This is a genomic window from Turicimonas muris (assembly GCF_002221595.1).
GTDB lineage: Bacteria > Pseudomonadota > Gammaproteobacteria > Burkholderiales > Burkholderiaceae_F > Turicimonas > Turicimonas muris.
This window is the reverse complement of record NZ_NHMP01000001.1, coordinates 67,753-88,713: the sequence shown is the minus strand read 5'-3', so window position 1 is coordinate 88,713 and position 20,961 is coordinate 67,753. Positions and strand designations below refer to the sequence as shown.

Annotated in this window: 20 protein-coding genes, 2 tRNA genes and 1 pseudogene; 13 read left to right on the top strand and 10 right to left on the bottom strand. The window is 45.0% G+C overall.

Annotated features, from left to right (window positions below; translation table 11 throughout):
- The first annotated feature begins 236 nt into the window (after positions 1 to 236).
- From thrS to ADH67_RS00365, 12 genes are all read left to right on the top strand, one after another.
- Complete coding sequence (gene thrS, locus ADH67_RS00420) at positions 237 to 2,159, top strand: threonine--tRNA ligase (protein WP_066590624.1); 1,923 nt, start codon at positions 237 to 239, stop codon at positions 2,157 to 2,159.
- A 16-nt stretch (positions 2,160 to 2,175) separates the two neighbouring features.
- Positions 2,176 to 2,697, top strand: a complete 522-nt coding sequence (gene infC, locus ADH67_RS00415; protein WP_084081390.1) for a translation initiation factor IF-3 — start codon at positions 2,176 to 2,178, stop codon at positions 2,695 to 2,697.
- 209 nt (positions 2,698 to 2,906) lie between these two features.
- Complete coding sequence (gene rpmI / locus ADH67_RS00410; RefSeq protein WP_066590622.1) at positions 2,907 to 3,104, top strand: 50S ribosomal protein L35; 198 nt, start codon at positions 2,907 to 2,909, stop codon at positions 3,102 to 3,104.
- Positions 3,105 to 3,119: 15 nt separating this feature from the next.
- Positions 3,120 to 3,476: a 50S ribosomal protein L20 gene (gene rplT, locus ADH67_RS00405; protein ID WP_066590620.1), complete on the top strand. Its 357-nt coding sequence runs from the start codon at positions 3,120 to 3,122 to the stop codon at positions 3,474 to 3,476.
- 116 nt (positions 3,477 to 3,592) lie between these two features.
- Complete coding sequence (gene pheS / locus ADH67_RS00400; RefSeq protein ID WP_066590618.1) at positions 3,593 to 4,609, top strand: phenylalanine--tRNA ligase subunit alpha; 1,017 nt, start codon at positions 3,593 to 3,595, stop codon at positions 4,607 to 4,609.
- Positions 4,610 to 4,626: 17 nt separating this feature from the next.
- Positions 4,627 to 7,044, top strand: coding sequence for a phenylalanine--tRNA ligase subunit beta (gene pheT, locus ADH67_RS00395; RefSeq protein WP_066590616.1), 2,418 nt, complete (start codon positions 4,627 to 4,629; stop codon positions 7,042 to 7,044).
- 18 nt (positions 7,045 to 7,062) lie between these two features.
- Positions 7,063 to 7,437, top strand: a complete 375-nt coding sequence (locus ADH67_RS00390; protein ID WP_084081389.1) for an integration host factor subunit alpha — start codon at positions 7,063 to 7,065, stop codon at positions 7,435 to 7,437.
- A 4-nt stretch (positions 7,438 to 7,441) separates the two neighbouring features.
- Positions 7,442 to 7,837 (top strand): MerR family transcriptional regulator, encoded by a 396-nt coding sequence (locus tag ADH67_RS00385; protein WP_066590610.1) that lies wholly within the window; start codon positions 7,442 to 7,444, stop codon positions 7,835 to 7,837.
- A 27-nt stretch (positions 7,838 to 7,864) separates the two neighbouring features.
- A tRNA-Pro gene (locus ADH67_RS00380) sits at positions 7,865 to 7,941 on the top strand.
- Between the two features lie 382 nt (positions 7,942 to 8,323).
- A complete protein-coding gene (locus ADH67_RS00375; RefSeq protein ID WP_236578431.1) occupies positions 8,324 to 10,015 on the top strand; it encodes an ammonia-forming cytochrome c nitrite reductase subunit c552 in 1,692 nt (563 codons plus the stop codon).
- Between the two features lie 118 nt (positions 10,016 to 10,133).
- On the top strand, positions 10,134 to 11,645 hold the full coding sequence (pdxR, locus tag ADH67_RS00370; protein ID WP_143597691.1) for a MocR-like pyridoxine biosynthesis transcription factor PdxR: 1,512 nt from the start codon (positions 10,134 to 10,136) through the stop codon (positions 11,643 to 11,645).
- Positions 11,645 to 12,151 carry a pyridoxamine 5'-phosphate oxidase family protein gene (locus tag ADH67_RS00365; protein ID WP_066590608.1) on the top strand — a complete coding sequence of 169 codons (507 nt, stop codon included), beginning with the start codon at positions 11,645 to 11,647 and terminating at the stop codon, positions 12,149 to 12,151. The genes pdxR and ADH67_RS00365 overlap by 1 nt, the downstream gene beginning before the upstream one ends.
- Before the next feature lie 253 nt (positions 12,152 to 12,404).
- Here the strand turns inward: ADH67_RS00365 and ADH67_RS13580 are convergent, their stop codons facing one another.
- The 8 genes and pseudogenes from ADH67_RS13580 to ADH67_RS00335 all read right to left on the bottom strand — a co-directional run bounded on the left by ADH67_RS13580 (position 12,405) and on the right by ADH67_RS00335 (position 17,287).
- Positions 12,405 to 12,536 carry a hypothetical protein gene (locus tag ADH67_RS13580; protein ID WP_255202342.1) on the bottom strand — a complete coding sequence of 44 codons (132 nt, stop codon included), beginning with the start codon at positions 12,534 to 12,536 and terminating at the stop codon, positions 12,405 to 12,407.
- A gap of 9 nt (positions 12,537 to 12,545) precedes the next feature.
- Positions 12,546 to 13,330, bottom strand: a pseudogene (locus tag ADH67_RS00360) (aldo/keto reductase); the annotation flags it as partial.
- Between the two features lie 144 nt (positions 13,331 to 13,474).
- Positions 13,475 to 13,915, bottom strand: a complete 441-nt coding sequence (locus tag ADH67_RS13375) for an alpha/beta hydrolase (RefSeq protein WP_236578430.1) — start codon at positions 13,913 to 13,915, stop codon at positions 13,475 to 13,477.
- A 6-nt stretch (positions 13,916 to 13,921) separates the two neighbouring features.
- Positions 13,922 to 14,500 (bottom strand): alpha/beta hydrolase, encoded by a 579-nt coding sequence (locus tag ADH67_RS13370; RefSeq protein ID WP_236578429.1) that lies wholly within the window; start codon positions 14,498 to 14,500, stop codon positions 13,922 to 13,924.
- A 9-nt stretch (positions 14,501 to 14,509) separates the two neighbouring features.
- A complete protein-coding gene (locus ADH67_RS00350) occupies positions 14,510 to 15,049 on the bottom strand; it encodes a flavodoxin (RefSeq protein WP_066590605.1) in 540 nt (179 codons plus the stop codon).
- Positions 15,050 to 15,065: 16 nt separating this feature from the next.
- Complete coding sequence (locus ADH67_RS00345) at positions 15,066 to 15,689, bottom strand: flavodoxin (protein WP_066590603.1); 624 nt, start codon at positions 15,687 to 15,689, stop codon at positions 15,066 to 15,068.
- On the bottom strand, positions 15,682 to 16,290 hold the full coding sequence (locus ADH67_RS00340; protein WP_066590600.1) for a hypothetical protein: 609 nt from the start codon (positions 16,288 to 16,290) through the stop codon (positions 15,682 to 15,684). Before ADH67_RS00340 ends, ADH67_RS00345 begins: the two co-directional genes overlap by 8 nt.
- A 10-nt stretch (positions 16,291 to 16,300) precedes the next feature.
- Positions 16,301 to 17,287 carry a cyclophilin-like fold protein gene (locus ADH67_RS00335; protein WP_158212604.1) on the bottom strand — a complete coding sequence of 329 codons (987 nt, stop codon included), beginning with the start codon at positions 17,285 to 17,287 and terminating at the stop codon, positions 16,301 to 16,303.
- A 110-nt stretch (positions 17,288 to 17,397) separates the two neighbouring features.
- On the opposite strand from ADH67_RS00335, the gene ADH67_RS00330 reads away from it, so the two are divergent.
- Positions 17,398 to 18,288 (top strand): LysR family transcriptional regulator, encoded by an 891-nt coding sequence (locus ADH67_RS00330; RefSeq protein ID WP_066590596.1) that lies wholly within the window; start codon positions 17,398 to 17,400, stop codon positions 18,286 to 18,288.
- Positions 18,289 to 18,379: 91 nt separating this feature from the next.
- Here the strand turns inward: ADH67_RS00330 and ADH67_RS00325 are convergent.
- Both ADH67_RS00325 and ADH67_RS00320 read right to left on the bottom strand, forming a co-directional pair.
- Positions 18,380 to 18,456: transfer RNA gene (locus ADH67_RS00325), tRNA-Val, on the bottom strand.
- A 291-nt stretch (positions 18,457 to 18,747) separates the two neighbouring features.
- The gene (locus ADH67_RS00320; RefSeq protein ID WP_066590594.1) at positions 18,748 to 20,847 is read right to left on the bottom strand and encodes a RelA/SpoT family protein; all 2,100 of its coding nucleotides are present in this window, start codon (positions 20,845 to 20,847) and stop codon (positions 18,748 to 18,750) included.
- Positions 20,848 to 20,961 lie beyond the last annotated feature (114 nt).

The window sequence follows — 20,961 nt, the reverse complement described above, 5'->3', positions numbered from 1 at the left end:
CAGAGTAGACCTCACAGCAGTGAGTGGGGGTTCTTGCGTACCAAATGAGGTATATAGCGCTTTGCGGTGCACACCAATTCGTAAGCAAAAAAGACAGAAGAAACAAAAACTCCTAGTTGCTCAACGGTTAAGATAAGTCTTTTGGCTTAGAATCGATAAAATGTGCGGAAAGCGCTTCCCTGTAATACGAATAAATTCAAGCGCGTTCCAGACTAATAACTACGGAGATTTTTTGAATGATTTCAATTACATTGCCTGACGGCTCTAAGAAAGAGTTTGAAGGTCCGGTAACTGTTAAAGAGGTTGCCGCATCAATTGGCGCAGGCTTAGCTAAAGCTGCGATCGCCGGTAAAGTAAACGGTAAGTTAGTTGACACAAGCTACCCAATTACAGAAGACGCAACACTTTCTATTGTCACAGATAAAGATCCGGAAGGTTTGGACATCATTCGCCACTCCACATCTCACTTGATGGCTCAGGCGGTCAAGGAAATCTTCCCGAGCTCACAAGTCACAATCGGACCGGTTATCGAAAACGGCTTTTACTACGACTTCTCTCTCCCCCGTCCTTTGACCATGGAAGATCTTCCTGTCATCGAAAAGAAGATGGACGAATTAGTGAAGAAAGATCTTCCCATCGTCCGCGAAGAAATGGAAAGAGACAAAGCTGTCGAATTTTTCAAGTCCATCGGTGAGGATTACAAAGCAGAAATTATTGCTTCAATTCCAACTAATGAAGCAATTTCTCTCTATCGTCAGGGTGACTATGTTGACCTTTGCCGCGGCCCTCACGTACCGAGCACAGGCCGTTTGAAAGTTCACAAACTAATGAAGATTGCGGGCGCCTATTGGAGAGGCGACAGCAACAACGAAATGCTTCAGCGTATTTACGGTACTGCATGGGCCAAGAAAGACGAACAGGCCAACTATCTGCATATGCTTGAAGAAGCAGAAAAACGCGACCACCGCCGCTTAGGTAAGGAATTGGATCTTTTCCACTTCCAAGAAGAAGCTCCGGGTCTCATTTTCTGGCACTCCAAGGGCTGGGCTCTTTGGCAGCAAGTTGAACAGTATATGCGCAATGTCTATCAAGAAAACGGCTACATGGAAGTCAAGGCTCCTCAGCTCTTAGACAGATCTCTTTGGGAACGTTCCGGCCACTGGGATAAGTATCAGGACAATATGTTCACAACTAAGTCCGAAAACCGCTACTACGCTCTCAAACCGATGAATTGTCCGGGCCATATCCAGCTGTTCAACAACACTGTTCGCTCCTATCGTGATTTGCCTCTCCGCTATGGCGAGTTCGGGGCTTGCCACCGCAACGAACCCTCAGGTTCTTTGCACGGTTTGATGCGTGTCCGCGGCTTTACTCAGGACGACGGCCATATTTTCTGTACTGAAGATCAGATTCTTGACGAATGCATCGCCTACAGCGATCTCGTTAAAAAGGTCTATGCAGACTTCGGCTTCCATGACATTTCTTACAAGGTAGCTACTCGTCCTGCAAAGAGAATCGGTGACGACGCCAGCTGGGATAAGGCCGAAAAAGCTTTGATGACCGCTCTGGATCGGGCAGGCATTAAGTTCGACATTCTCGAAGGTGAAGGCGCATTTTACGGTCCTAAGATTGAATACCACCTCAGAGACTCTTTAGGCAGATCTTGGCAGTGCGGAACAATCCAGGTTGACTTCCAGATGCCCGGCAGACTCGGTGCTGAATATGTAACGGAGGACAATGAGCACAAAGTCCCGGTTATGCTTCACCGCGCTATTTTGGGCAGTATGGAGCGCTTCATCGGCATGCTGATTGAGCACTATGCCGGCTTGCTTCCGACATGGCTTGCCCCGGTTCAGGTCGGTATCGCCAACATTACCGATGAGCAGGCTGATTACGCAAAAGAACTGGTAGAGACCTTCAGAAAAGCCGGCATCAGATCTGAAGCAGATTTGCGCAATAACAAGATTACATATAAGATTCGCGAACTTAGCCTTCAAAAACTTCCTTATATTGTTGTTGTGGGAGCTAAAGAAAAGGCTGAAGGTAAAGTCTCAGTCCGGGCACGCGGCGGTAAAGACCTGGGCGTAATGACTACCGAAGAATTTATTAAACTTGTCCAAAAAGACGTTGAAGAACGCCGTAACGGACAAAATGATTAACTAACCGGAGACAAAAATAGCTCAAGAACGCACGCACCGGATCAATGGCGAGATCCGTGTTCCTGAAGTACGCTTGACCGGGGTTGACGGTAACATGATTGGTATCGTCAAAACCTCTCAGGCATTAGCCATGGCAGAAGAGGCAGGTGTTGACCTGGTTGAAGTCGCGCATAATGCACGTCCTCCCGTTTGTCGCTTGATGGATTACGGCAAGTTCCGTTATCAAGAGCAAAAGAAGGCTCAAGAAGCCAAAGCCAAGCAGAAAGTTATTCAGGTCAAAGAAGTTAAGTTCCGTCCTCAGACAGATGAAAATGACTTCCAGACTAAGCTTAGAGCTTTGCAGCGCTTCATCGGAGACGGCAACAAGGCCAAAGTCACTCTTAGATACCGCGGCCGTGAAATGGCTCATCAAGAGTTCGGCAACGACCTTCTTAACCGCGTAAAGGAAGAGTTGGCAGACATTGCACAAGTCGAGTCTTTTCCAAAATTAGAAGGTCGTCAGATGATTATGGTTCTTGCTCCGAAGAAAAAGAAGTAAGAATTGACCGGAGAGCAGGGTTTCTGCTCTCCTTAGTTTTTGAAAATAACAATTGTTACTAGGAACATTAATTTTTCCTTGTAAATTATTGTTTTTTTAGTGTATCATTGCGCCCTGTTCTGAATAGGGACGATAAGTGAAATCAGGCTAACAAGATTTCTCCGTCGGAGAGACGCCTGCAATCATCAAATAATAAGGATCTCGGCAAAATGCCAAAGATGAAAAGCAAAAAGGCAGCTACCAAGCGCTTCAAAGTACGCTCTGGCGGCTCCATCAAACGTGCCCACGCAACAAAGCGTCATATTCTCACAAAACGCACGACAAAGAACAAACGTCATTTGCGCGGTATGGTAACCATCAATGAGTCGGATGTTAAAGAAATCCGCCGCATGATGCCTTACGCTTAATAGAAGGAGAATAGAATGCCTCGAGTAAAACGTGGTGTAACGGCTAGAGCCCGTCATAAAAAAGTTTTTGCATTGTCGAAGGGATTTTCTCTCCGTCGCAACAATGTCTATCGTGTAGCCAAACAGGCTGTCATGAAAGCCGGTCAGTATGCTTATCGTGACCGCCGCAACAAGAAGCGCGTATTCCGCCGCTTGTGGATTGCACGTATTAATGCTGGTTCAAGAGCTAACGGATTGAGCTACAGCAAGTTCATGAACGGTTTGAAGAAAGCCGGCATCGAGCTTGACCGTAAGGTTCTCTCTAACATGGCTATTTTCGACAAAGAAGGTTTTGCTGCTATTGTTGAAAAGGCCAAGGCTAGTCTCGCCTAATACAGCAACTGTATAAAATTTTTCGGCTTAGTCCGAAATCTATCCTAGCAAAGGCCTGGTGAATTTATCTTCTCCAGGCTTTTCTTTTTTTCAAGTTAACTTTTTGTGTTCAAAAGATGGAAGACCTCAATCAAATAGTTGAATCTGCCAAGCAAGCATTCCAAGAAGCCCAAACGACCGCTTCTTTGGAAGACGCCAAGGCAAAGTTTCTCGGCAAGAACGGTCAATTAACTGAGCTTCTCAAAGGAATGGGCAAACTCTCTCACGAAGAAAAAAGAGAAAGAGGAGCAGCCATCAACAAGACGAAGCAGGCTGTAGAAGCACTTCTCAATCAAAGAAGGGAAGAACTTGCTGCCGCCCAGTTAGAAAAGAGACTCTCTGCCGAAGCAATCGACATCACACTTCCGGGCCGTACACAGGGGATCGGCGGTATTCATCCTGTAATGAAGACCTGGATGAGAGTAGAGGAAATCTTTAGAACCATCGGTTTTGAAGTTGCTGACGGTCCTGAGATAGAAACTGACTGGTACACCTTTACCGCCCTGAACAATCCCCCAAACCATCCGGCGCGCAGCATGCAGGATACGTTCTACGTTGACATGATTGACGAAACAGGCAAACAGATGCCTTTACGTCCGCATACTTCTCCGATGCAGGTCCGTTATGCCCGCCAGAACAAGCCGCCAATTAAGGTTATTGCTCCTGGAAGAACATACCGCGTTGACTCCGACGCTACTCACTCTCCGATGTTCCATCAGGTTGAAGGACTTTGGATCGAAGAGAACATCAGCTTTGCTGATCTCAAGGGAGTTTATGTAGATTTCCTTCGCCGCTTCTTTGAAACCGAAGACCTTATTGTCAGATTCCGTCCGAGCTACTTCCCCTTTACAGAACCTAGCGCTGAAGTCGACATGATGTTCACAAGCGGCCCAAGAAAAGGTAAATGGCTTGAAATCAGCGGTGCCGGCGAAGTTCATCCGAATGTTGTCAGAAACTTCGGTCTTGACCCGGAAAAATACATTGGTTTTGCTTTCGGCTCCGGCTTAGAAAGACTGACAATGCTCCGCTACGGCATTGACGACTTAAGACTTTTCTTTGAAGGCGACCTCAGATTCCTTCAGCAATTTAACTAACGTCCAGAGGAAAAAGAATGCTATTTTCAGAAGAATGGCTGCGCCATTACATTAATCCTGATCTTGACAGCAAACAGTTATGTGAAAAGTTAACCATGGGCGGTTTGGAAGTTGAAGGCATGGATTCCATTGCTCCTGACTTTCATGGTGTTGTTGTTGCTCAAGTACTGACCGTCGATCAGCATCCTAACGCAGATAAGCTTCACGTCTGTACAGTAGACACTGGCAAAGGCGAGCCAATTCAAATCGTCTGCGGAGCCCCAAACGTTGCGCCCGGAGTCAAAGTTCCATGTGCACTTGACGGCGCTGTATTGCCGGGTAATTTCAAGATTAAAAAATCCAAACTTCGCGGAGAAGTCAGCAACGGTATGCTTTGTTCCTCCCGTGAACTCGGAATTGATGAAGATCACAGAGGCCTTTGGATCCTCCCGGCTGATGCTCCTGTCGGCGAAGATATTCGCAAGTACGCCCATCTGGACGGCAAGAAGATTGAAATTAAGCTGACTCCGAACAGAGGCGACGCTCTCAGCATTCTCGGCATTGCACGCGATTTACGTGCCATGACGGGTGCTGAAATGACAACTCCGGATTTCTCTCCGGTTGAACCGACTTGCCATTGCACCAAAGAAGTTAAGGTTGAAGCACCCGAGCTTTGCGGCCGCTTCTCCGGCCGTATTATCGCCGGATTGAATGCCAAAGCACCAACTCCGCAATGGATGAAAGACCGTCTTGAAAGATCGGGTCAGCGCTCTATTTCAGCCTTAGTTGACATCTCAAACTATGTGATGCTCGAACTCGGCCGTCCCACTCACTTCTTTGACCTGGACAAAATCAACGGGCCACTCGTTGTCCGTTGGGGCAAGGAAGGCGAAAAAGCCGAACTTCTTAACGGAAAGACCGTCGATATCGATCCGTATTTCGGCGTGATTGCCGATGACAACGGCGTTGAAGCCATTGCCGGCATCATGGGAGGAGAAGGTACTTCCATCTCCCTCGATACTAAAAACATTTTTGTAGAAGCCGCTTTCTGGTGGCCGACTTCAATTCAGGGCAGATGCAGAAAATTAAACTTCTCTACCGATGCCGCTTATAGATTCGAACGAGGCGTTGATTTCGCAAGCAATCCTGAACATTTGGAATACATCACAAAGCTGGTAGTAGAAATTTGCGGCACGCCCGAAACGAAGATCGGACCTGTCGTCGATCAAGTCATTGCATTGCCTGAGACCAAGCAAGTTAAGATGCGTGCTGATCGCTGCCGTAAAGTCATCGGCATTGATATTACCGATGACCAGATGGAACAGTGCCTGAAAAATCTTAACTTCCCGTATGTGAAAGAAGACAGCGTCTTCACCGTAACTGCTCCTTCTTACCGCTTCGATATTGAAATTGAAGAAGATTTGATTGAAGAAGTTGCCCGCTTGATCGGCTATGAAGCTCTTCCTGAAGTTCCTCCGCTTGCACGCATTCAAATGAAGGAACAGCCGGAAGACACCCGTACTCGTCATCAGCTCCGCTGCAAACTTGCAGGCTTGGGCTTCCAGGAATTAATTAACTACTCTTTCGTTGAAGACAAGGCTGATACCCTCTTTACTGAAAAAGAAGACGTCATCAAGGTGTTAAACCCGATCGCAAGCCAAATGAATGTCATGCGCACTCAGATGATCTCCGGGTTAATTGACAATCTGGTTTTCAATCTAAACCGCAAGGCAGAAAGAGTGAACATCTTCGAATACGGCCGTGTATTCTGGAAGAATGACGAAATCAAAGGTTCCGACTCTTCCGTACAAGGCGTTGAACAGCCAGTTCACTTTGCCGCTCTTTCTTACGGTGCTGCCGCTCCGGCTCAATGGGGTCAGGAAAAGCGCTTGGTTGACTTCTACGACTTAAAAGGCGTTCTGGAAGCCTTTGCTTTCCCGCTGAAGCTTCGTTTTGAACCGTACAAGCACCCTGCTCTTCATCCAGGGCGTACTGCCAAAGTAATGCTTAACGGCGAACAGATTGGTTTTATTGGTGAAATTCATCCGAAGATTCTTCAGCAGTACAATCTGCCGCATGCACCCGTCGTCTTTGAGGTAGATGCCACTGCCTTGATGCAGACAGATGTTCCGAGCTATAAAGGCATTCCAAAACAACAGCCGATTTTAAGAGACTTGGCAGTTTGGGTTGATGATAAGGTTCCTGTTCAGGAATTACTTGATGCCGTTAAGAAAGCATCTAAGACCGACCCCAGACTGCTTTCGTTGGCCTCTTTCGACCTATTCGACGTCTACAAACCGAAAAAGGAAGACACCGAAATGCAAGGCAAGAAGAGTTTAGCTTTCGCTATTAAACTGCAAGCTAATCAAGAAGCTCTTGAAGAGAACGAAATTGAAGAAGCAGTTGCTGCTTTAGTTGAGACTTTAGAAGCAAAAGGCGCTTCTCTTAGAAAATAATATTTTTAGAGGACAACAATGACAGAAATTTACGATAGCGAGGATCTCGCTACCTTTTCTACCGGTCTTGGACCTGATGAAACCTTGACTAAAGCGCATTTAGCCGAGCTTCTTACCCAAGAATTCGGCTATTCCAAAAGACAGTCAAGAAACATTGTCGATCTCTTTTTTGATCAGCTCCGCGCCTGTCTAGAAAGAGGCGAATCAATCAAGCTCTCAGGCTTCGGAAGCTTTCAATTAAGGGACAAACCGGAAAGACCTGGAAGGAATCCCAAGACCGGTAAAGAAATTGCCATTACCGCCCGCAGAGTTGTGACTTTCCACACAAGTCCGAAATTAAGAGACATGGTGGAGGCCAACAGCGAGCTTATCGAGAGCAAATTAGCTAAGTAAGACTATGGCAAAGCTCCCGGAGTTACCGCGTATTCCACCGGAAAAGAAATTTTTCAAAATTTCCGAAGCGGTAACTCTTTGCGGTGTCCGTCAAGATGTTCTTAGGTTTTGGGAATCTGAAATCCCTGCTCTTCGGCCTATTCGAAGAGGAAATCAAAGAAGGTACCGGCCTCAAGACATTTTGCTGGTCCGTAAAATCCGGGAGCTAAGATACGGCAAAGGCCTATCTATTGAAGGCGTTATTTCTGAGCTGAAAAAAGAGAGAGAGGGGGTTCCAGAAGAGCTTGCGCCGCTGGCTGCTCCTCCCATTTCTCAAATGCTTTCAAAAGAAATGATTCGTGAGCTCCAAGAAATTTCTTCTAACTTAAAAGAGACTGCGGAGTTTTTGCGCAACAAGTGATTTTGGTGTAATATTCGCTTTCTCAGTCGGGGCGTGGCGCAGCCTGGTAGCGCACTTGCATGGGGTGCAAGGGGTCGCGAGTTCGAATCCCGCCGCCCCGACCATTTAAATTCAACAGGTTACCGCCTTGTAACCTTTCTTCTCCTCTTTTCCATATCTCTCAGAATTTTCTTGTAAGTCCGATTACGGATAAAAGAGAGTTATCTATTTATTTTTTTACTCGCTTCGAGAACCTTTTTGTCTTCGTTAGTTCAGAATTGAGTTTCATTCTTGGCCAATCGTCCTCGGCCTCTGAATACCAAACTCTCCTCTCCATCTCCGATGTCTGCACTCTTAGAACTTTTTTGAGTATTCATCTTTCCTCCCACTCTTTCAGCTACGGAATCCTGGGAAAAACCTAAAAGTGGACATTAATACCAGATTCAAAGTGGTATCAGAAAGCTTAACCGGCCTTAATAAAATGGTTTTGTGAACAAGGAGAAATAAATGAAATTTCTATCGACCACTACCTTATTAAGCTTTTCCATGTTACTTGCTACATCGGTTTTTGCTGCTGACAATACGACAAATTCAAATTTCTTAAAAGAAATAGACAAGAACCAATGTTTTGGTTGTCATAGTACGGCCATTAAAACATTATCCACCAGAGGTGCCCACAAAAATTTAAACTGCACCTCCTGCCATGATATCGAAGCAAACCACTTAAAAGCCCCGAGCGCAGACAATCGCCCCACGACCCACTTTGAATATGCGGCCTGCGGTCAGTGTCACCAGGAACAGCACAAAGACATTATGGATCCCAAGTACCACTATCAGTGGGCTTTGAACAATAAACCTCAGACGTATTCCGTCATTAGAGATATCGCTGGCGATAACTCCTTCCGCGACATTCAATATCGTTTGCCTAGATTTCACTCAAGCATCGTCACAGATTTAGCAAACATTCGTTCTGACGGTCGCTATGAATACAAAGACTTTTATAAGGACATGTCCAAGCCCGGAGCTCCTATGTGGGAGGCTTTAATTGACACCAGACCTCAAGAAGGTGATGCCATTAAGCCGTCAAAAACTCTGTCCCTAACATGGCGCCCGCACAAAGGAAGAGAGATTATGGGCCGTTCCGACTGTCTTAAATGCAAAACTAGCGACAATATGATGGATTTTGCATACCTCGGAAAGAAACATCCGAAAGCTCCTCTAGCTTTCAATGATCCGGATCACAAAGTATTGAAGACCGTCAACAACAGTTTTAACTGCATTACCTGTCATGATCCTCACTCGGCCGAACCAAGAATTGTTTTTGATCACTTGATAGAAGCCATGACCCATAAGGACTTCAAGGACTACAACTATCAAAAGAATGCCGGCAAGACAGGTTATCCGAAGATTGAAGTTTTCAATATGGGTGTAAGAGGCTATCCGAGAAAGATTGCCATTTTGGAAAAAGCCAATTCAAACTATATGTGCGGACAGTGCCACCAAGGACACAATCGTTCTGAAACTTTCTACAAAGATTCCGACGGCCAGCTTGCTCATCCCAAAGAGGCGATTGATCGAGAAGGATGGTCCGTGGGAACGTTTTTTGCGGCCAATCCAATCGAGCGTTGGAATATTGTCAGAGGCTTAGGACTGCATAATGGTATTGACAAAGAAACTGGTGTAAAGAAGGTTTCTACTGACCACTATCACATGGAAACACTTGTTGGTTCCACACACGGTAAAGCCGGAGTAGGCTGCACTGACTGCCATTTCGCGAAAAAAGAAAACGGTAAATTGGAACACCAGCCGAGCTTACCGAGCCTTAAATACAAGAACACATGCGCCCGCAGCGACTGCCACGGCAATCCGAACAGAGACAACTGGAGTGAAGGTCAAGCAGCTTACATGGTTGCAACTATCCAACAAAGATACCGTATCCATAAAGAAAGACTCGAACGGTACGGCGCTGCCGCTAGAAAACTGCTAGTACAAGCCAAGAATGGCGACGTTAAGATACCGGAAACTCAATACAAAGAACTTCAAGACGCCTACAGTCTGTATTTACACACTAGAGGTTGGTACTTCAGTGACTATTCGGAAGGAGTTCATGATCCGAGAGGGTTCGAAAAGACTTCCTCCGAAGTTATCAAGAAATTAAGAACAGCCACAACCGAAGCTAATAAGGCGATCAAAGGCTAGGCAATCTTTAACTGAAACGAAGTTTTATGCTTCGTTTCAGTTTTTTCTCACATTGCTGTTAAACAAAAGCACCGAGTGCTTTGATAATATTTTCTGATTATTCTAAGTTGGAAGTTATTTGCTGACACAGATTTTTATGACCCAAGCCATTAATCCATGTTTTCAGATTATCCGGATAAACAAGGAGAAAGAATCTCCTCCGGCTTATTATCAACTGTCAAAGAAAATCGAAAATCTGATTTCCGAAGGTTTTTTAAAAAGCGGTGATGAACTTCCGTCTTCTCGAGTTTTAAGTGCTATGCTGAATCTGTCTCGTACGACAGTCACGCAGGCTTACAAGCGCTTATTAGAAGAAGGATGGATATTCAGTGAGAAAGGCCGGGGTTGTTTTGTCAGTGAATGCGCAATTGATTTGGATTTACATAAATCTTCCATTGCAACATTGTCCAACAACATAAAAAAACCCAAATTACCAGTTAAAACTGAAATTGCAAAACAGGCTTTACAGTTTCCAGTACAAAAGGAAGTACCTTTTGCTCTTATTGCGCCTGACATGGAAAGCCTCCCGGGAAAAGACTGGACAACAATCGTGGGAAGAGTTTCAAAAAGCCCCTGGATGCACAATGCCTACGCAGAACCGGGCGGCTATCGGCCATTTAAAAAAGTCATTGCTGATTTGTTGAGAAGAAGCAGAGGAATCAATTGTTCCGGTTCTCAAGTAATTATCACATCCGGGGTTCAGGAAGACCTTTATTTAGCTTTACAAGCTCTGTTTAGTGAAGGCGCCAAAATCGCAGTTGAAGATCCCGGCTTCAGGCCTCATCGTGATTTAGTTGAATTTTTAGGGCACCGTCCTATTCCTATTCCGGCAAACGAGAATGGTATCTGTATCAATCAGCTTTCTAGCGATAAAGAGCTGGATGCTGTAATCGTCACACCGAGCTTTCAGTATCCGACAGGACAGTTGATGAGTCTGGAGAGGAAACTAGAACTTATCGACTGGGCAAATTCTTGCGGAAAGTGGATTTTAGAAGACGGTTACGATACCGAACTCTTTACCGCTGACGAACCCAACCCAGCCATTGCATCCTTAGATAAAACTGGCTCAACCATTTACATGGGAAGTTTTACTAAAACGATATATCCTGGGTTCAACATGGGATACATTGTTGTTCCTGAACAATTAATCCCGATCATTGAAGGCATAAAAATGCTGACCCTCAGACATTCGAGTGAGGTCCACTCGGTAATCCTTACAGAATTTATTGAGGGCGGCTTCTATGAGGCTCATATCAGAAGACTCAAAAGAATGTATCAAAAGCGGCGCGAAACTTCCGTCCAATGCATCCAATCTCTTCTAAGCCAGTTTGGAGCTCTGGAAGCAAATACCGGCGGTACGCATTTAACCTTTATCTTCAAACCCGAGTTAAAAATAAATGATGTCGAGCTAAACCTCTATTTACGACAAAATTATCATATAGAAAGCCGACCTCTCTCCCCCTGTTATGTGAAGGAGAAACCTCAGTCCGGTTTGATTTTAGGATATGCACATTTCTCTGAACAGATATTGACTGATAGCTACCGTCAGCTAAGAGACGGCATTACAAACTTTCTTAATCGAGCCTACTAATGAGACAAGACATCGTTCGAAATAAACAAGTACTAAGTATTGAAGAATGTAAAGCCATACTGGACAGGAACATTCACGGAGTCATCGGTTTAAACGGAGATGACGGCTATATCTATACCGTTCCTGTGAGCTTCGTTCGGCATGGTGACAAGATATTTTTTCACGGCCGGCCCAAAGGCTATAAATCTGAGAGTTTTAAGCGAACCTCTAAAACCAGTTTTTGTGTGGTTGATCAGAGCTTCGTAGTACCTTCTCTGCGAGCCAACGATTTCAGAAGCGTGATCGTTTGGGGGCACCTCAAAAAAATTGAGACCGAAGAAGAAAAAGTCAAAGCATTACGAGCCTTGGCTGAAAAATTTTGTTTCGGGATTCCTGACAATGAAGACGAGATTCAGTCTTCGAAGCAATATGTAGAAGTGTACGCGCTTGTCATTGAATGCATGACCGGAAAGCAGGCTCTAGAAGAAGTGCGGCTTGCAGGCCAAAAACTCCGCGAGAAAAAATAGCAATATTTCCATTTCCCGTCTTTAGAACCAACCGAGGCCGGAGTGTCTGTAGTTGTGTTCGATGCAATGGAAAATCTCTAGTAAAAATACTTCTCTGCTGTTGACCTTTTTGTTTTCTTATTCATAAGTAAACAGTTCCTGCCGGCAAAATCCGTTGTTCGCCCCTCCTTCCTGAAGAACAAGGTCTCCGGCAGTAACTGATAAAAGTTTCAGCACTCTTGCGAAAGTCCTTAAGATTTTTCCTGAAATACGCTTAACTCACCTGAGCGGCTTCAACTTTTCCGTATCTGCTCCCCACAACAGGCTGGCGCATAATTTCATCTTCGAGAATTCTCCACTCACGCCCGTCAATCCCAACGCATTCCGAAGAAAAATTCTCTTTCATATGTTCTGCTCGAGTAGTTCCCGGGATCGGCACAATCCAAGGCTTTTTAGAAAGAGTCCAGCCCAATTGAACTTGAGCAGCGGATAGTCCGTGACGATTTCCAAAATCCTTGAGCTTCTCAACAATTCCGTAATTTTTGCTAATCGCATCCGGCGTAAATCGTGGAAGCGAAGACCGATGGTCATTGACAGCAGTAAACCTCGTTCCTGGTGTAATAGATCCAGCCAAAAAACTCTGTTTAACGGGCTATACGGAACGAAACCGATACCTAATTCCTCTAATGTTGGAAATATCTTGTGCTCAGCTTCACGCCACATAAGATGGTATTCACTTTGTAAAACTGTTACCGGAAAAATCTTATGACTTCTTCGGATGACCTCAGCAGAAGCTTCACAAAGACCGAAATGTCTGACTTTTCCTTCTTTAACCAGGTACTTCACCGTCTCCGCAACCACTTCCGGCGGAACTTTCGGATCGACACGATGTTGGTAAAAAGCATCGATGACATCTCTCTTTAGTCGTTTAAGAGAGGCCTCACAAACCTTCCTAATTCTCTTAGGCGAGCTGTCCAGCGCTCCGTAAATCGGCTTTTCGTTTACGTCAAAGGCATGACCAAATTTTGTAGCTACGAAAATGAATGCTTTGTCTCCGAGTGCTTCTCCAACCAACTCTTCATTATTGAAAGGACCGTAGATTTCAGCCGTATCAAAAAATGTGCATCCGCAGTCTACAGCTTCCTTAAGAAGACGAACCATAGAAGCTCGCTCCTTGATCGGACCTCTATGGTGTGTCATTCCCATGCAGCCAAAACCTAGAGGACTGACGGTTAAAGCAGCCTCTCCTGAGCCGAGTGTTCTTTGAGTGATGTTTGTTAGTGTTTTGAAAACAACGCTCATTTTCTTGACCTTATATTTGGAAACGGACATCTCCGTCTTCTTCTATTTGCTAATCAGGTTCTTTCTAAAGAAATCGGCTAATTTTGCAACGGTAGGCGCCACAAATTCTTCTTTGTCATACATAGCAAAGTGAGAGGCTCCAGGAACCACGACTAGCTCTTTTGGTTCTTTTGCTTTTTCGTAAGCTTCCTTGCTGAAGCGCAGCGTCTGTGCCTTTTCTCCAGCGATAATTAGGACTGGCCTCGGCGAAATCGCCTCCATGTGTTCAAGCGGATAGTACCCCGCGAACAAGCCTAACGTTGCAAAATGGAATTTATTGGATGCATTGGGAGAGGCTCCGCGCTTCTCTCGATAGTAACTAAAGGCTTCTTTTGTGAAGTCATCGGTCTTATCCGTCCAGTCCTTTTTATCCGGGAGCAACGGAAAAACCTTCGGCTTTTCTCCTTTTTCAATACGACTCCATTCGTCGGCAACAGCTTTCAATGTGTTTTAGAACTGCTCAGAAGAGACCTCAGATCCTTCGATTCCGTGCCGGGCCGCTCCCCCGATATCGTAGGCTACGACAGCGGCCGTCGCTTTGACCCGAGGATCGAACTGCGCCTCATGCAAGGTATAACCGCCTCCGGCGCAAATACCTAAGGTGTCCACCGCTCCGGTCCTTACTTCCTGACGATTTTCTAGGAAGCTCACTGCGCTTCTGATATCTCTCAGCCGTACTGAAGGATCTTCGTAATCTCTTGGTGTGCCGGTACTTTCTCCATAATGAGAGGCATCATAGGCCAAAATGACAAAACCTTCTTTCGCTAATCTTTGTGCGTAGAGACCTGCAGTTTGTTCCTTAACGCCGCCCCACGGATGACTCACCACGATAGCCGGATATTTTTGTGAAGCATCGTAATTTGCCGGAAGGTACAAATTACCTGCGATTGTTTCCGGTCCGGATGCGAATTTTACAGAAGTTGATCCCAAAACATTAATACCGTCGGCAACGGTTTGCGCAGCCGCTACTCCGGCCGCACAGAAGCCCACAGCTGAGCAAAGAGCAAAATATCGAAGTTTGTTCATCATGAATTCTCCCTAGATAGAAAGCCAATGTTTGAATTGCTTGGAAGCACCAAATCCGCTGCCGTAAAATGCAATATTGCGATATTGATTTCCCGGCGCCAGTCGCTGAAGATCATCCAAAGTTGAGGCTTCTCCGCTGCCGCCGTGAGATGTGAACAGCATTAGAGTTTTTCCTCGGAGCTTCGTGTCTTGAAGAAACCTCTGAATTGGATAACACAGATGTCCTCCCCACGTAGGCGAGCCGATATAAATTACGTCATAGCTATTTAAATCTTTTTCAATCGGATAAATAGCCGGAAGAGTGTTTGCCGCACGCTCAGCTTTAAAGCGTTCGATTGTTGCGTCATAATCTGTCGGATAGGGAGATGTGCTTTCGATTCTTATAGTTTCGGCTCCGGTTAGCTTCGCTAAAGTGTTTGCCAAAGTCTCCGTATGCCCAGATCTTGAATAAAAGACAATGAGACTTTTAAGATCCTTTCCAGCGGCGTAAGACGTAATCGAAGCGGAAAGAAAGCCCGTTAAGAAAGTTTGTAAGATACTTCTGCGATTCATTGATTTCTCCTTTGTGCTAGAAAGTTTGCTTTAATGCATACAAGGCCCACTCTTTAACTGTTTGTTCTGAATGTGCTAAATCGTCTCGGTTAATGGAAAGAGTCGGAAGAATTTTGGCGTTCCGAGCGCACCGTCTAAGTTCTGCGCTTGTTCGAGCCAGTCCTCCTGTCCCATGAACGCAAAACGGAGCAATGATTTTTCCTTTAGCCGGAAGCATTTCCAGGAAACTGCAGACTGTCATCGGCAAGGTATAGCTCCAGTTTGGGAACCCAAGAAAAAGAAAATCAAATTCAGGAAAAAGTTGTCGGCTGGATAATGCCGGACGATATTTACGCGTTTTTTCGTCAATGGCCTGGTCTAAGCAGTCGTCGTAATTCACCGGATACGGCTCTTTGGCCAAAATAGGGATCACTTGTGCAGCAGTCGCCTCTCCTATCCATCTGGCCGCCATCGTAACTTGACCCGGAGCCTGTAGACTCGCGCTAGTCGTTGCGTCGATGTCCGATGGTCTAATCTGTTCTTGGAACGTATTGTCATACCAGGAGTAATAGGCTACGAGAATCTTCCGTCCGGATCCCAAGACAATCGTCGGAAAAGCCGGCATAACTAATGCGGAAAGAATGAAGTGTCGCCTAAACATTGTTGGCCCTCCAAATTGGCAGTGTGTTCAAAAGAAGCCCAAGGAATACCGAGATAAACGGAACAAGGGTGACCAGAAAAAGTCCAGAATCATAATTTCGGAGCAAATCGACCATATTCATCTCGAAGTCGCTGTATACAAAGTCCGGCAGACAATGCAAAGCGATGTATAAAACAAGCATTCCCAAGGTAACAAAACCGACTTTTACTATCCCTATTGCTTTGATCTTCTCTATCGAAAGGTGTACGCCAAAGTGAAAAAAAGAAAGTAAGAGAAAAACCATGCCCAGGCTATGATGCACGTCGATCATCAGTGCTTGTATTGTTTTGACTCTCAGCATAGGGAGGGCGTACCTGGAAAGAAGAGCTCCTGAGATCATCGTGAACAAAAATACAATCATTAAGGCAATTACAGAAAGGCTTTTAATCCTCAGGGCCATGCCAAACCTCGGACAGACAGCGGAAAACCACCACTTCTGAGCCGCAGCGTGACACACGAAAACAGCAGCAGCAAAAAAGGCTAAATATTCATGCGCTTCTTCCTCGACCACATTCATGCTCACAAGAAGCAGAATTAAAATCAGCATTGCGATTTTGAACATTACGAACCTCTTATTTCGTGAATTCAAAGACTTCGTAGGATTTAAGTTCGTTAAAAACAGACAGATCTGATGTGACTTTGCCCATTGGATAAACGGCCATACTCAAATGCGGCCGAGTGCTTTGAGCATAGAAAATCGCAACTGTATCGTTTGTTGGGCAATAAGTTAAAGTGCCATCTTCAAAGGTGTACTGACCTTTAGAAACCGCGTTGATTTTGCCGGGCATCGGTCCATAAAACTCCCGTCCGCCAAATTCTCCCATGCGTGCTTTCAGAGGAAGCTGCCGGTAAAACTCCATTGCCTCGGGAGTATTGTTCAGTTCTATGGTTAGCTTTCTGCCTCCCACGGTACATGAAATTTTTCTAAGAGAAGATGCTTGTGCATCCGGAACAAAGCGTTTTAACCAAGCCGAAACTCTAGTCGGAGCGGAATCCAAATCTGCTGAGGATAATTGAAATCCATCCTTTTCTACTTGGCTTTGAGGCAAGAATCGGTTTAAGGAACCAAAAGCAGATGCACAGCCATAACCGTCATGAGTACAGAACGGAATCACACGCTTACCTTTAAGATTCTCTGTCGCCAAAAAGCTTACAACCGCTTGGGGGACTCTCATATTCCAGACCGGAAATCCTAAATAGATCGTATCGTAAGGAGTTAAATCAGGTACGGAAATAAGCTCTGGTCTAGTACCCCGGTTCTGTTCACTATGATTTCGTTCAATCGTTTCTTCAAAAGAATCCGGATACGGACTCTTCACTCTAATCGGATACACATCGCTTGAGTTGGTTTTGGCAATGATGTTAGCAACATAAGCTGATGAGCCGAGCTTGGAAGAAGGATGATAAGAGGCTTGAGTTACCGAGTCCACGGTTGGACTCACTGAATTCTCAAATTTAGAGAAATATACGACAGCAGTTTTGGCTTGTACCAAAGAACACATAAGAAGAGTCGTTAACGAGAGTACTGCGGCTGAAGAGATACAAAGCTGTTTGTTCATGTCCATCACCTTTTAATTTGATAAACAAATTTTATAAATTCTCTTCTTTTATATCCAATACTTATTTATAATAGTATTTAATAAAATCTGTGCATGAATGGAACTTGAATATGGATTTACGTGTCCTCAGGTCTTTTATTACGATCTGCAAGCTCGGAAACATTACGAGAGCTTCCGAAGCGCTTTTTATTTCTCAACCGGCTTTAACTCGTCAGCTCCAAGAATTAGAAGAAGAGGTTGGTACGAAACTGCTTAATCGAAGCACTCGCAACCTGACTCTGACTGAGAGCGGCTATCTCTTTTTACATCGGGCTGAAGAAATTCTTGCTCTTGCAAACCAAGCCAAACGCGAACTCTCTGAAAAAGGAGATTTCTTGCGAGGAATTGTTCGGATTGGAGTCGTCGAAAGTTCGGCCATGGATTTTCTTACTGAGAAGATCGGGGAATTTACACGAGATTACTCGCACGTTTGCTTTGAAATTTACTCCGCCGACAGCGATGATTTAAAACGCTCTTTAGATGAAAACAAACTAGATATCTGCGTTCTCTTAGAACCGGTGGAAAGTGCCAAGTACATTCAAACTCCCATCCCGAGTAGGGATCGATGGGGTCTTGTAGTCAGAGAAATTGATATCTCTGAAGGAAAAACTCATTTTACTTATGAGGAAGTCAGCCAATTGCCTCTCATCCTCCCAAGGCGCTATATCGTATTAGACGAAATCGCCAGTTGGCTTCATGTCCCTGAAAAAAAACTTAAGGTTGCGGCGTACCATAACTTACCTTCTAACGCACTTTCAATGGTAACTGCCGGCTTCGGTTCCCTTCTTTGCGTAGAAGGATCTTTCATCAATCGTGGAAAGCCTGGTCTGAAATTTCTTCCGGTAAAGCCTGAAAGAGCAGCAGGACATGTTGCTGTTAGAAAGAAAAACCGTTCCCTGTTCAAAGCCGCAGAATTCGTTTGGGACATGCTGAAAAACTCAGGAAATCTCCCATCGGCTTAAATTTTTCGAGGAAAATTTCCGGCTAGACAATGCCGCATACTTTGCGCAAAATGAAAATCCGCAAGCTCCTGAAAGCCTGCGGACGGAATCTTGGTAGGCACAATTGGACTCGAACCAACGACCCCCACCATGTCAAGGTGATGCTCTAACCAGCTGAGCTATGTGCCTGAAGAGGTTTGAACTATACCAGTAGTTTTTTGACTTGGCAAGTCAAAATGAGAAAATTTTTCTAGACCGTTCATAACTATTTGTTTTACAATTGACGGTTTTACACATTCTTGCATTTTAAGGATTGTAGGAGCGAAGATTTAAGAATTTTTTTGAGGTTTTGAGACAATATTTTCTATGAAATAAGCAAAAACTCTGCTTTTCTTCTCTAACTGTCGGCAGCAAGCTCGCTGTGCAACGGCTGTAAAAAGCCCGCGTAAAGCGGGCTAAAAGTAATTCAAAAATCGAATTCTATTTTCGTCGTGCACTTACCACGTTTTTAATTTCTCGAAGTGCATTCAAGGTTCTCTTCAAATCCTCCGAATTCTTAATCTCAATAGTAAAGTTGAAATGCAAGTCTCCTTTGTTTCTTGAAGAGTTCATAGCAACTACCGGCTGCTTTTCCTTCGAAAATACTTCAGAAATATCCCTTAGCAAACCGACACGTTCAATAGCAATAATCAAAATCTCAACAGGGTAGCTTACATCGGTATCAGTTGTCCAAGACACTTCAATAAGCCTGTCATGGCCTTCATCATCAAGATTTCTGATATTGGGGCAGTCTGCACGGTGTACTGTCACTCCACGTCCTCTTGTCACGAACCCGACAATAGGATCCGGAGGAACCGGATGGCAGCATCTTGCTAACTGAGTCAGAAGAGAGTCCACTCCGACAACGAGAACCTTTCCTTTATCGTGATGAGCTGTTTTCTTAGTTGTGGCGACTGTCTCTTCTTGTTTTTCCTCTACTCGCGGCGCCAGGACGTTTTCAATGGCTTTTTGACCTAATTCATCCTTACCTGCAGCTAAGCAAAGCTCATCTACGCTGTCAAAGCCTAATTTCTTTGCCAGTTCTTCCAACTTAACCGCTGTTTTGCCTAAACGGGCAAGATCTTTGTCAATCTTTTCTCGGCCCGCAGTAATAGCTTGCTCCATTTCTTGAGCATTAAACCATTGACGCACCTTTGTGCGGGAGCGAGGAGAAGCAACAAAGCCAAGTTCAGGATTAAGCCAGTCTCTGCTAGGTGCCCCAACCTTCACGGTTATAATCTCAACGGTCTGACCGCTTTGAAGCTTCGTGTTAAGCGGAACCATTACACCATCAACCTTTGCGCCGCGACAACGGTGACCCAGCTCTGTATGAAGATGGTAGGCAAAATCAATCGGCGTACTGCCGGCAATCAAATCTAAGACCTTCCCCTGTGGAGTAAGAACATAAATATGCTCATCTTTGAGTTTATCCGGAGTCGGGGTTTGCTGAACATCAGACTTCCAAGCAAGCATTTGTCTGAGCCATGCAACCCGGTCTTCTTCATTTTCTCCTGCTTTTCGCTTAGAACCTTCTTTATAGCGCCAGTGAGCAGCCACACCAAGCTCGGCGAACTCATGCATTGCGCGCGTACGAATCTGGATTTCCAATGGCTTACCTTGCGAACCGACTACCACCGTATGCAAGGATTGATAGCCGTTTGGTTTTGGTTTGGCAATGTAATCGTCGAACTCTTTAGAGAGAACTTCGCTGTTTTCTTGAATGAGAGAAAGTGTTTCATAGCACTTCTCAACGGAGTCGACAATGATTCGAACTGCTCTGACGTCATAAAGCTGCTCAAACTTAAGATTCTTCTTGCACATCTTCTTCCAAATGGAATAAATATGCTTAGGTCTGCCGCTGACAGAGGCTTGAATGCCGTTTTTAACTAAAAGTTTTTGGATTCGTTTAACCGCCTCTTGAATGGAGGCAACTCTCTCCTCTCTTGTCTCTTCCAAAGCTACTGCAATTTGAGCGAATTCTTTTGGTTTAGTAAAACGGAGAGAAAGATCTTCCAACTCCCATTTCATCTGCCAAATACCAAGCCTGTTAGCCAGCGGAGAATACAACGCTAATGTTTCGGCTCCATACTCCTCAGCGCCCGGAGCCTTAGTAGCGGCAAAATAACGAAGTGTTTGAAGTCTTGAGGCAAGTCTGAGAAGAACAACCCGCAAATCTTGACAAAGAGCGAGAAGGAGTCTTCTGACAGCTTCCGGTTGCTCACTGATTTTTGCTTCGCCCTCACGCGAACGAGCTTTCTCGCTCACATCCAAAACAACTTTCAGATTAGTAACTAGCTCGCAAACGTGACGACCAAAATGTTTAGTCAGCCATTCTTTAGGATTTTTTAGCTGATCCCAGACAAAGAAAAGATAACCGGCAGCCAATAAATCGTCATCGTCTCTAATTCCGCGAAGAATGTCGACCACACCTTCTGCATGAGACATCACGGGCTCTCCCGTAAAAAGTACCTGTCCCTCGTAAAGCGGTTCAATGATTCTTCTGACATCAGCCAGAGATAACGGAGGATTCGACTCTTCCATTTTATTTCCTACTTAAAATCTTTTTATCAAAAACAGACCTGATACAGAATCTGTCTTCCTCATAATTCGGTCAATTCTAAATTATGGCCAATTAGTTGTCGAAATCTTTTAATT

Excerpts from the sequence above, each read along its gene's own strand:
- ADH67_RS00365 (WP_066590608.1), top strand. The coding sequence starts at position 11,645 with ATGAGACAAGACATCGTTCGAAATAAACAAGTACTAAGTATTGAAGAA.
- ADH67_RS13580 (WP_255202342.1), bottom strand. The coding sequence starts at position 12,536 with ATGAAAGAGAATTTTTCTTCGGAATGCGTTGGGATTGACGGGCGTGAG.
- pheS (WP_066590618.1), top strand. The coding sequence starts at position 3,593 with ATGGAAGACCTCAATCAAATAGTTGAATCTGCCAAGCAAGCATTCCAA.
- ADH67_RS00345 (WP_066590603.1), bottom strand. The coding sequence starts at position 15,689 with ATGTTTAGGCGACACTTCATTCTTTCCGCATTAGTTATGCCGGCTTTT.
- ADH67_RS00330 (WP_066590596.1), top strand. The coding sequence starts at position 17,398 with ATGGATTTACGTGTCCTCAGGTCTTTTATTACGATCTGCAAGCTCGGA.
- rplT (WP_066590620.1), top strand. The coding sequence starts at position 3,120 with ATGCCTCGAGTAAAACGTGGTGTAACGGCTAGAGCCCGTCATAAAAAA.
- ADH67_RS00320 (WP_066590594.1), bottom strand. The coding sequence starts at position 20,847 with ATGGAAGAGTCGAATCCTCCGTTATCTCTGGCTGATGTCAGAAGAATC.
- ADH67_RS00340 (WP_066590600.1), bottom strand. The coding sequence starts at position 16,290 with ATGTTCAAAATCGCAATGCTGATTTTAATTCTGCTTCTTGTGAGCATG.
- ADH67_RS00390 (WP_084081389.1), top strand. The coding sequence starts at position 7,063 with ATGACAGAAATTTACGATAGCGAGGATCTCGCTACCTTTTCTACCGGT.
- ADH67_RS00350 (WP_066590605.1), bottom strand. The coding sequence starts at position 15,049 with ATGAATCGCAGAAGTATCTTACAAACTTTCTTAACGGGCTTTCTTTCC.
- ADH67_RS13370 (WP_236578429.1), bottom strand. The coding sequence starts at position 14,500 with ATGATGAACAAACTTCGATATTTTGCTCTTTGCTCAGCTGTGGGCTTC.
- pheT (WP_066590616.1), top strand. The coding sequence starts at position 4,627 with ATGCTATTTTCAGAAGAATGGCTGCGCCATTACATTAATCCTGATCTT.
- ADH67_RS00335 (WP_158212604.1), bottom strand. The coding sequence starts at position 17,287 with ATGAACAAACAGCTTTGTATCTCTTCAGCCGCAGTACTCTCGTTAACG.
- ADH67_RS00385 (WP_066590610.1), top strand. The coding sequence starts at position 7,442 with ATGGCAAAGCTCCCGGAGTTACCGCGTATTCCACCGGAAAAGAAATTT.
- rpmI (WP_066590622.1), top strand. The coding sequence starts at position 2,907 with ATGCCAAAGATGAAAAGCAAAAAGGCAGCTACCAAGCGCTTCAAAGTA.
- thrS (WP_066590624.1), top strand. The coding sequence starts at position 237 with ATGATTTCAATTACATTGCCTGACGGCTCTAAGAAAGAGTTTGAAGGT.
- ADH67_RS00375 (WP_236578431.1), top strand. The coding sequence starts at position 8,324 with ATGAAATTTCTATCGACCACTACCTTATTAAGCTTTTCCATGTTACTT.